7 protein-coding genes and 1 tRNA gene are annotated in these 11,256 nt (G+C 35.4%); 4 read left to right on the forward strand and 4 right to left on the reverse strand.

Translation table 11 applies throughout. The annotated features are described in order from the left end of the window. Positions 1-79: 79 nt before the first annotated feature. Positions 80-634, forward strand: coding sequence for a biotin transporter BioY (locus D1092_RS00865; protein WP_120121770.1), 555 nt, complete (start codon positions 80-82; stop codon positions 632-634). 1,851 nt (positions 635-2,485) lie between these two features. On the opposite strand, the gene D1092_RS00875 is transcribed toward D1092_RS00865, so the two are convergent. Further along, positions 2,486-2,561 (reverse strand) — tRNA-Phe (locus D1092_RS00875). Between the two features lie 401 nt (positions 2,562-2,962). Between D1092_RS00875 and D1092_RS00880 the strand changes: the two genes are divergently transcribed. The 3 genes from D1092_RS00880 (at position 2,963) to D1092_RS00890 (ending at position 7,452) form a co-directional block, all read left to right on the forward strand. Then, positions 2,963-4,126: a phosphoserine transaminase gene (locus tag D1092_RS00880; protein WP_120121772.1), complete on the forward strand. Its 1,164-nt coding sequence runs from the start codon at positions 2,963-2,965 to the stop codon at positions 4,124-4,126. A gap of 377 nt (positions 4,127-4,503) precedes the next feature. Then, a complete protein-coding gene (locus tag D1092_RS00885) occupies positions 4,504-5,793 on the forward strand; it encodes an adenylosuccinate synthase (RefSeq protein ID WP_120121773.1) in 1,290 nt (429 codons plus the stop codon). Positions 5,794-6,030: 237 nt separating this feature from the next. Continuing rightward, positions 6,031-7,452 (forward strand): hypothetical protein, encoded by a 1,422-nt coding sequence (locus D1092_RS00890; RefSeq protein WP_120122740.1) that lies wholly within the window; start codon positions 6,031-6,033, stop codon positions 7,450-7,452. 190 nt (positions 7,453-7,642) lie between these two features. On the opposite strand, the gene rpoH is transcribed toward D1092_RS00890, so the two are convergent. The 3 genes from rpoH to D1092_RS00905 all read right to left on the reverse strand — a co-directional run bounded on the left by rpoH (position 7,643) and on the right by D1092_RS00905 (position 11,140). Next, positions 7,643-8,527 carry an RNA polymerase sigma factor RpoH gene (gene rpoH / locus D1092_RS00895; protein ID WP_120121774.1) on the reverse strand — a complete coding sequence of 295 codons (885 nt, stop codon included), beginning with the start codon at positions 8,525-8,527 and terminating at the stop codon, positions 7,643-7,645. Positions 8,528-8,675: 148 nt separating this feature from the next. Beyond that, a complete protein-coding gene (locus D1092_RS00900; RefSeq protein WP_120121775.1) occupies positions 8,676-9,680 on the reverse strand; it encodes an RluA family pseudouridine synthase in 1,005 nt (334 codons plus the stop codon). 29 nt (positions 9,681-9,709) lie between these two features. Next, on the reverse strand, positions 9,710-11,140 hold the full coding sequence (locus tag D1092_RS00905) for an aldehyde dehydrogenase family protein (protein ID WP_120121776.1): 1,431 nt from the start codon (positions 11,138-11,140) through the stop codon (positions 9,710-9,712). Positions 11,141-11,256: the final 116 nt, after the last annotated feature.

Here is an 11,256-nt window from a genome sequence, read left to right on the forward strand (position 1 = left end):
TGTATTCTTAACTCAGAATGTTGTTGTTAATCAATGGTAACAATAACTAAAGATTATTTCATAATGAAGGAATGGTTTAGTGAATACAAAAGATCTAACCTATATTGCTCTATTTGCTGCTATTTACGCAGTTTTAAGTCTTTTTCCATCTATTCATCTGCCTTTTTTGCTGGGGGTACCTATTACAGCGCAGTCTATGGCTCCGATGTTATCAGGATCTATACTGGGAGCAAAAAGAGGAGCTCTAGCATCGCTTCTTTTCCTTGTTCTTATTGCAATTGGATTGCCTCTATTGCCAGGAGGGCGTGGTGGAATCAGTGTGTTTTCAGGTGTCACCAGTGGTTATTTAATCAGTTTTCCATTTGCGGCATTTTTCATTGGCTTTATGGTTGAGTTATTTTGGAAACGGTTAAACTTTATAATATTATTTTTGATAAATATGGTGGGTGGTATTGGAATTGTCTATTCTTTTGGAATACCTTGGGTGGCTTATATGACACAGGCTTCTTTGCTAACAGTTTTAATAAGTTCATTAGGTTTGTTAATTGGTGCTTTTATAAAAGTTCTGATTGCATCTTTTGTCGCGCTTACCATTAAAAAAACCGTTCCTCTCATTCATTCAAAGACAGGATAGTTATAATTTTAACTGAAGCTTTGTATTACATTGCATGAGAAAGATAGAATAAAAATAGCAATAAGATCAATCCCTCTTTATTTTAATGAAAAGGTATATCCAGTACAGAATAATTTATTATCTTATATGTTTATTATAAACTTTAATTTTGTTTAAAAAATATATAAAATTTATTTAATAATAATCAATATAAAACAGTTTTTTTCACATTTTATTAAATAAAAGTTATAAATAAAATATATCTAATAGTAGTTTAATTTATATTATAAATATGTAATTTTTAGTTATAAAAATAGAATACATTATAATTTTTTATTTTTTATTAAATATAATATAGACATAAAAATAGAATTGTGTTAATTCCATTATGAATATTTATTAATGGAGGTAATTTATAAAAATGGTTATAAAATATTTCTTTGCCATATGTGCTATATTGTTAACTTTTTTATCTGTTGTGAAAGCATCTGAATATACAACTTTAGTAGAACGAACATCTGTTACTGTTAATACTCCTATTTATAAATCAAATTTATTTTTTAGTAAACAGAGCAGTCATTTATTAAATAAAGTTATTTTACTAACTCACCCTAGTAATCATAATGTACTTTTTGAAAATATGACTTATTTTTTTCAAACAGCAAAACGTGTATATATTAATTTAGGAATATACTTATATTCTTCAATATTTTCTATATTCAAATGGTAGATTATTAATTTTTTATAGATAAAAATAATTATTATCATAATATAATAGCTAACATGATATTTAAGTACTTATAATAATAAACAAATTATGTACATCTATATTATAAGTACTTTATTTATTATAGCAATAGGTTACAGTATATAATTATTAAGTTATGAATTAATAAATTTTTATAATAAGTTTTAAAAAAATACTTATATTTTTGTAAAACAATGAGAATAATTATTTTTGAACTTTACACCAATTGATTTTAAAATTTTATCTTGTTGAAAGAGTAGTGTAAGTTTTATTTTTGAAAAAAGGTTTATAAATTTTTTAGAGAAAAGGATGTTGGCTAAGTACAAAGTGGTCAATCGTTTGATCATTTTCTTTTAATTTGGCTTTCCGACTTTCAAAAGGCATTTCTCAAGGCACGTTACACCTATTTTGTGACGATGCTTGTGAATGCTATAATACTAAAGCCTCCACGAATAATATATTTGGACACCAGTATACGAAGAGAAAGTTGATACCATTATATATTTTTGTCAGTTTTAATGTTGCTATAGCTCTTGGCACTCTGAGATGGTTCATAAAGTGTTTTCTATTCACATGCTAGCTCCCCTTGCGATGTGTAAGAAAGAGATTTTAAATGAGAGATCTATGATATTCAGGTTTTTCAATTAACAGACAAAACGATAAATCATTATGAAAAATTAATGTATTTTATGTTTAAAAGGATTTAATATAAATTTAAGAAACTTTTGTGAAAACGCATTATCGCTTTCTTTGATGCTTTTAATAGTTTTTTACTGAAGATTTCGTATTTCTTAGTTCTTAGAAAGAGTAATTATCCCTGTTGGATAACTTTGATAGAGATAATCCCATTAATATAGCAGATATCATCGAAAATTTTCAGGACCAAATTAATGTTGAAGTATAATAATTATAATAAACTTAGAAAGATTTTTTAAGAATTCATTTTGTTAAAAACAAAAGAACTTTGAGTATTCGAATCAATGAACATACCTTGAGAAGAAGTCTTGACTCCACAATAATTAAGAGACACGCTGGAAAATCCTATTCCCTTACTTTTATTCACGCATCCCTCACCTTTAAAAATACTAGTGAAAACAATAAACTGTTAGGAATAAAAAAGAGAGTGGTGCCCAGACGCGGATTCGAACCACGGACACGCGGATTTTCAGTCCGCTGCTCTACCTACTGAGCTATCTGGGCATGCTTCATAAAAAATATAGAGCGTGTGCGGTTATAACATTAAAATTTTCTCTGTCCAGTCATCAAAAGAAAAATAATTGATTTTTTAATAAATTCATCTCCCTATTCTAGAGAGTTAGCAATGAATCTTCATCGTAAAATAAACTTGATAGGTATGTTGTGATAGATTAGTGTACTGTTATCAGAATGCTATCTTATCGTGGTGATAATACGAAAAAAATTAAAAGAATCAATTTAGAGGCATGATTAAGAAAGATTTTTTTACAAAGTTTCCGTGAATTTTAAGCCTACGAAATAATAGAAAACATTTTTGATTTTTTTCTAAAAAGACGTTTGATTAGTCTTTATAACAATTTGTTTTCCTTTATAAAGGAAACAAAACATCGAAAAGGGGAGAAATAATGATAATGTTACAAAAACCAAACAGTCGTCCCAATAATACTAATTTTTCTTCAGGTCCTTGTAGCAAACGACCTGGTTGGACTTTTGATGTTCTTAAAAGTGCATTAGTTGGGCGTTCACATAGATCAAGAGAAGCAGAATTAAAACTTGCTGAAGTTATTAATTTAACCCGTGAGATTCTTGAGGTTCCTTCTGATCATCGTATAGGAATTATGCCAGGTTCAGATACCGGTGCTGTTGAAGCCTCTCTATGGTCTTTATTAGGTGAGCGTGGCATTGATATGGCGGCGTGGGAAAGTTTTGGATTTGGGTGGAATAAAGATGTTGTTGAGCAATTAAAGCTTTCTGATGTGCGTCGTTTTGAAGCCCCATATGGTGAAATCCCAGACTTAACACAACTTGATTTTGATCGTGATGTTGTTTTTACATGGAATGGGACAACTTCTGGTGTACGTATTCCGAATGCGGATTTTATTCCGGATAAGCGAGCAGGATTGACCATTTGTGATGCAACATCTGCAGCTTTTGCACAATATCTTGATTTTTCAAAATTAGATGTTGTTACTTTTTCGTGGCAAAAAGTTTTGGGAGGTGAAGCAGCACATGGTATGGTGATTTTAAGTCCTCGTGCTGTTGAGAGGCTTGAGAATCATGTTCCAGTTTGGCCTATGCCTCAACTTTTCTGTATGACAAAAAATGGAAAATTAAACGAAGATATTTTTAAAGGAAAGATAATCAATACGCCTTCTATGCTTTGTGTTGAGGATTTTCTTGATGGATTGAGGTGGGCAAAGTCTCTAGGAGGGGCTGCGGCATTAAGAGCGCGGGTTGAGAAAAACTCTTCTGTACTCGATGCCTTTGTCCGTAAAACACCATGGCTAGAATATTTAGCAAAAGATCCTGAGGTACGTTCTAACACATCTATTTGTTTAGATATTGTGGATCCAGTGATTACGGCTTTAGATACTGAAAAGCGAGTATCTTTTATAAAAGCAGTTGTGAATCGTCTTGCTGAGGAAGGTGTTGCTTATGATATCGGTTCATATCGTGATGCTCCTCCCGGGATTCGAATTTGGGCGGGTATAACAATCGAGGCTTCCGACCTTGAAATTTTAACACAATGGCTTGAATGGGCGTTCCAACTTGAAAAGGCAAAGCTTTAAATAAGACAGGTGATTTTCACAACGCGTTTTGAAACAGAAAAAGGATACGAGAGATTATGATGATCTTTCGTATTCTTATATTAGAACGACTTCTGAATCATTTACATGAATTGTAATAGATTAAGAGGGAAAATGAATGTTTTATCAGGGGAGAAAAGCATAAATTGAAATTCTAATTTTTTACTTTTTCTAACAAAAATGACAGATTTAGAATATTTTGGTATTTGCTTATCTTTATTATTATAAATGTAAAAATTTAATTCCTTGAAGATTGAGAAAATCTGAAATGAGGAGTCGCACTTACTCTAAGGTTTCGTTATAAGGAAGTATTTGTTTTTGGATACGGTTTTTTTTGACCAAACACGACGGAGAAAGTTATGGCCAATGTAGTTGTTGTGGGTACACAATGGGGTGATGAAGGCAAAGGTAAAATTGTAGATTGGTTATCTGAGCGCGCAGATATCGTAGTAAGATATCAGGGGGGGCATAATGCTGGCCACACATTGGTTATTGATGGAGTGAGTTATAAATTATCACTTTTACCATCTGGTTTAGTTCGTGGAAAATTATCAATCATTGGTAATGGTGTCGTTGTTGATCCTCATCATTTTGTTGCAGAATTAAAAAAACTATGTGATCAGGGGATAAAAATTACACCAGAAATTTTACGGATTGCTGAAAATGCTCCCTTAATTCTTTCTTTGCATCGTGACCTTGATGCAATTCGAGAAAGCGGTTTATCAGGTTTAAAAATTGGGACAACAAAGCGTGGGATTGGACCGGCTTATGAAGATAAGGTAGGACGTCGTGCTATCCGAGTGATGGATTTAGCAGAAAAAGACACGCTTATGGCTAAGATTGAGCGACTTTTGAGGCATCATAATGCTTTGCGTCGTGGAATGGGTGTTGCAGAGATTGATTCTCAGGCACTTTATGATGAATTAATGCAAGTTGCAGATAAAATTCTGCCCTTTATGGATTGTACGTGGCATCTTTTAGATGAGGGCTATCGGGAGGGAAAGCACATTCTTTTTGAAGGGGCACAAGGTGCTTTACTCGATAATGATTTTGGAACTTATCCTTATGTAACATCATCGAATACAGTTTCTGGGCAGGCATGTACAGGATCTGGGATGGGACCTAGAGTCATTCATTATATTTTGGGTATTGCAAAAGCTTATACTACACGTGTTGGAGAGGGGCCGTTTCCGACAGAGCAGATAAATGATATTGGTGAATTTCTTGGGACACATGGACATGAATTTGGTGTTGTAACGGGTAGAAAGCGTCGATGTGGTTGGTTTGATGCAGTTTTAGTGCGTCAGATGGTAACAATTTGTGGTGTGCAAGGTATAGCATTGACAAAACTTGATGTTCTGGATGGTTTGGATGAAATAAAAATTTGTATTGGTTATGAGCTTGATGGTAGAAAAATTGATTATTTACCTTCTTCCATGGGAGCTCAAGCCCGTGTAAGGCCTATCTATGAAACATTAGAAGGTTGGAAGGAAAAAACAGCTCATGCATTGAGGTGGGAAGATTTACCGGTGCAGGCTGTTAAATATATACGCTATATCGAAGAGCTGATTAATACAAAAGTAGCTTTATTATCCACAAGCCCAGAGCGTGAAGATACTATTCTTATTACAGATCCCTTTGCAGATTGATGATTGTTTTTAGGTTTTTATATAGATTCTTTGTTCATTTCTGTGTCTTTTAACAAAGAGCTTTTTAAAGAGCGCGTAAGAGAAAGGTGTAAAATAACATTGTTTATTTTTCATATTCATTTTACACTATTACGATAGTTGCACCGATATAAATGACAATTAATGTATGAGGCTAAAAAGTGTTTTGGCTTTAGGGCTGGGGTTTCTTTTCTCAGTTTAAGAGAGATTATAGAGGAAATGGTAGATTTCGTTGGAATCTTAAAAAAAGCAATTAATGCGCGAAATAATGTTACACCACAAGTGCGTAAGAGGATTTATAAACGGGCTATCGAAACGTTAGAACATCAATTTTTAACAGCGAAAATGCCGCAAGAAATAGCAGATGAGCAAAGAAAGATTCTCCAAAATGCTATTGAAACTGTTGAAGAAGAATATTTAGCAGTTGAAAAGAAGTTGCTTTCTTCAGTTATTGGGTGGAATCCCATAAATATAAATGAAGATAAAAAATATATAAAAGAGACTATATTACCAAAGAATAATGAATTTTCAGGGATAAATACAAAAAGCAAGCAGGATTTTGTTACATGTCCAAAGGGTAACAAGGTATTTGATGATCCTTGTGTATCGGATATGCCAGAGGCAGAGCCTGTTAATATGGAGGCTTATGTCCCTTCTGAACATGTTAATCGCTATGCGTTAAAGGATTCTCCTTCACAAGAAGATAATCCGCATATTGTTTCGCATATTTTTTCTCAAGCTTTACGTCGTGCTAATAAATCATTGGTGCAAAGGCGTATTGTGATAGGTGCTGTTTCTGTTGTGAGTTTTATTGTTTTAACGGTTGGTGTTTTTTTTATTGGGGGGCGTGTATTTGTATCAAATGATCACCAGTTGTTGGAAGAAAATCTTCAAGCTTCTCATGGGTTACCAAAGGTGCTTTCGGTTAAGAGAAAGTTAACACAACGCTTATTAGAAGATGGGAGTGAAGTTGATGTTGGTTTAAAACAAGCGGCAGATTCTTCCGATGAAGAAGGAATATCAACAGTTGTAGCCAGCAATTTGCAATCGCTTGAAAAATCAGGTGAAGCTGTTTTTTATCAAGCACGGACAAATTATGATGCAGAAAAGGTAGCAACGGGAAGTGTTCGCTGGACGCTTATAAGGGAATCTCGTGTAAAGGAGGCTCCAGAAGAAATGGCTATACAAGGTGATATAACAATTCCCGATGAAGGGCTATCATTACGGTTAATTTTACGTCGTAATACCGATCAGTCATTTCCTGCTGCATATATTATGGACCTTATTTTTATTCCTTCGGATAAATTTTCAGGTCAAGCGATAAGCAATGTTCAAGCATTGACTTTTAAAGCAAGTGAACAATCCATTGGACAGGCTTTAACAAGAACTATTTCTGCAAAGATTAACGATGATTTTTTTCTTGTTGCATTGAGTAGAAATCATCCATTTCTCGATCGAAATTTACAATTGATGCGAAAATTAAATTGGATGCGGTTGGTATTAACGGATAAAAACGGACGTATAAATGAGTTAACCTTTGCAAAAGGTCCAACAGGTGAGTCCATTTTTAATGAAGTTATTGGGAAATGGCTTTCACAACAAGATAAACTAACAGTTCTAGGGCAAAAGAATAAAACATAGGTGCAAATAAGATAAAAGGTTATTCCTCACCATCCATTTTATTCGCACCTAAACGTACTCACTAAAGCGCACATATCAATAACTCAAAGAGTTTGAGAGATTCATTTAAAAGTACAAAGCCAATAGATAGCTTTTTCATTTCCAATTTAAGAATACGCAAACCATTGGCTTTATACCTAATTTTGAAGTTTTATACTGGACTTTGAGATAAAGCAGAATCTCTGATAGAGTTTTGCACTTTTTCAAATGCACGCATTTCAATCTGTCGTACTCGCTCTCGACTAATGTTAAACTCACCAGAAAGTTCTTCTAGAGTTAATGGTATATCGCTTAAACGACGTGCTTTGAATATGCGTTTTTCACGTTCATTGAGATTGTCTATAGCATTGCTAAGCATAGAACGACGATTTTCCAATTCACTTTTTTCAATTAAAATTTGTTCTTGATTGTTAGACTCATCCACCAACCAATCTTGCAACTCGCTGTTTTCTCCTTCTTTTGTACGAAGAGACGCATTGAGTGAAGTATCACCACCAAGTCGACGATTCATCGATACAACTTCATCTTCTGTGACATTCAACTGGGTCGCAATTTCTTTTACTTGCTCTGTATTAAGATCACCACCATCAAGTGCTTGAAGTTTATTTTTTAACTTACGAAGATTAAAAAACAAACGCTTTTGATTGGCCGTTGTCCCCATTTTCACCAAACTCCAAGACCGCAATACATATTCTTGGATTGATGCTTTAATCCACCAGATTGCATACGTCGCCAAACGAAAACCACGCTCTGGTTCAAAACGCTTGACAGCCTGCATGAGTCCAATATTACCTTCTGAAATGACTTCCCCAATGGGGAGTCCATAACCGCGATATCCCATCGCAATCTTAGCGACGAGACGCAAATGACTGGTAACCAACCTATGTGCAGCTTTTAAATCATTATGCTCACGATAACGTTGAGCGAGCATATATTCCTCTTTTGGCTCAAGCATTGGAAAACGACGCACTTCCTCTAAGTAACGGTTTAACCCGCCATCACCTGTGATTACTGATAACAAATTCATATGGGCCATATAGCACCCTCCTTTTATCTGAATTCCCTAATAAGGCAAATTCCATGTTTAAGATAACCAACTATCCTTGTAACTTCACTCTAGCATATTTTTCAATTTTGTTCAAAAAAAGATATTTTATTGTGAAATCTTGAGATGGAAAAAAGTTTCAATTCATTTTTTTAAAGTGCTTAATAAGTTTAGCCATATCTTGGGGCATTGGTGCAGAAAACGACATAACTTTACCGGTAGAAGGATGTTCAAAAGTAAGATTTGCAGCATGGAGTGCTTGTCGGTTGAATTGATCGATTATATTTTTGAGAATGGGATTAAGAGTGTTTGATTTTGTTTTAAAAGCATTTCCATAAACCGTATCACCGACGAGTGGATGTCCGATATGCGCCATATGAACACGAATCTGATGGGTACGTCCGGTTTCCAGACGACATTCCAGAAGACTAGCAAAAGGTGTCGAGTCTGCATGAGTCGCATATTTTTCAAGCAGTGAAAAATGTGTAACAGCATGACGTGCATGAGGATTTTGGTTATGGACGACAGTTTGTTTTGTTCGGTTATGAGGCGAACGGCCAAGTGATGCATCAATTGTCCAGATGTTGCGATGAGGTATTCCCCAAATTAAGGCATGATAGCGTCGATCTAATGCACAGGTTCGTCCATGATCAGAAAATTGAACACTGAGACTTTTGTGAGCCAGATCATTTTTTGCAACAACCATAACACCGCTTGTATTTTTATCAAGGCGATGGACAATACCAGGACGTTTAATACCACCGATACCAGATAAGCTATTCCCACAGTGGTGAATAAGGGCATTAACCAACGTACCAGTCCAATTACCATTGCCAGGATGAACAACAAGACCGGCAGGTTTATTAATAACAATGACATGATCATCTTCAAAAAGAATGTCCAATGCAATGGCTTCAGCGCTAGGTTCTGCATCACGCAGGTCAGGCATCGCCAATTCAATTATTTGGCTAGGTTTTAATTTTGTTTTTGGTTCCTTTATGAATTGACCATCAATTTTAAGACAGCCTTCACGGATGAGGGTTTGCAAACGTGAACGTGAGAGCGCATTATGATATTGTTTTGCAAGCCACTGATCAAGACGTTGCCCAAGAGCACCTTCATCCGTTATTTTCTGTATGACCATACGATTCCTATTAAGTCTTTAATAAGATTTTACCAGTACGAAATTGCTTTGCTATCGAGAAATTCTTTAATTCCCCAATGCCCCCCCTCACGAGCGCGCCCAGAGAATTTCACACCTCCAAAGTAGCTTCCATCAGGTAATCCATGTCCATTAACTTCCACCATACCGGATCGTACTTGTGCCGCAATACGACGGCATTTGTTGCGATCTTGTGATTGAATATAGTTTGTAAGACCATATTCAGTGTCATTTGCTAAAGTGATGGCTTCTTCTTCTGTACTAAAGGAAAGAATCGAGAGAACTGGACCAAAGATCTCTTCTTTGAAAATACGCATATGAGGTTTTACATCAGCAAAGACTGTTGGACGGACATAATAACCGCGTTCCATCTCTATAGGTAAACCAGTTCCCCCTGCAACAAGAGTTGCCCCTTCATCAATTCCTGATTGGATAAGATCTTGAATTTTGTCATACTGTTTTTTTGAAACGACAGGTCCAATATGATTACCTTCTTGCCAGTTTGGTCCTACTTTTGTTGTTTCTGCAATATCTTTGGCTATTGTTACGGCTTTGTCATAGATGTTTTGTTCCACAAGCATGCGAGTCGGTGCATTACAACTTTGTCCACTATTATAAAAGCAGTGTCTTACACCACGCTGAATAGCATCTGAGTCGGCATCAGCAAAGATGATATTTGCGCCTTTCCCTCCAAGTTCCAGACAGACTCTTTTTAAAGTAGCACTGGCATTTTTAGAAATATCTTTTCCTGCTCTGGTTGAACCAGTAAAGCTGATCATTTCTAGATCAGGATGTGCTGAAAGGTAAGAGCCGACAGTTGCACCATCGCCATTGATTAAATTAAAAACACCGGCAGGAAGCGCGGCTTCATCTAAAAATTCAGCAAAAAGCATAGCAGAAAGAGGTGCAATTTCAGAGGGTTTTAGCACCATGGTACAGCCAGCCAAGAGAGCGGGGATAACTTTAAGAGTTACCTGATTCATGGGCCAATTCCATGGCGTAATTAATCCTACGACGCCGATAGGATCGTAGTGAAGGATTGCGTGTTCATTTCCCTTTATTAAAGTTTCTTGGAATGAAAACTCTTTATAAGCTTTGATAAAGTCACGAATGTGGGAACTGCCGGTTGCGGTTTGCGCATTAAGCGCCATATCAATCGGTGCTCCCATTTCCATTGAAATGGTTTTAGCCATGTCTTTGGAACGTTTTTCGTAAATCTCTAAAATTTTTTCAACGAATCCAAGGCGCTCGCTTGGTGGTGTTATTTTCCATTTTGGAAGCGCTTCTTTCGCTGCATTAATTGCTTTATCGGCATCTTTTGTGCTTCCAAGGCTAATGACAGCACAAGCTTCTTCTGTTGATGGATTAATGACGTCAAAATCGTGAGGCGTACTTGGGTTATCCCATAAACCATTGATATAAAATTTCCGTTTATTAAACATAATTCGCTCCCTTTTTCTATTTTGTATTTATGTAACTATGATTATCTTAGTCTAAGCCTTTTTAAGTGGGGATAACAAGGATAATCTTATAAAAACGTGAGAAATTAGATTGTATT

The sequence above is a fragment of the Bartonella krasnovii genome (assembly GCF_003606345.3).
In the GTDB taxonomy this organism is placed as follows: Bacteria; Pseudomonadota; Alphaproteobacteria; order Rhizobiales; family Rhizobiaceae; genus Bartonella; species Bartonella krasnovii.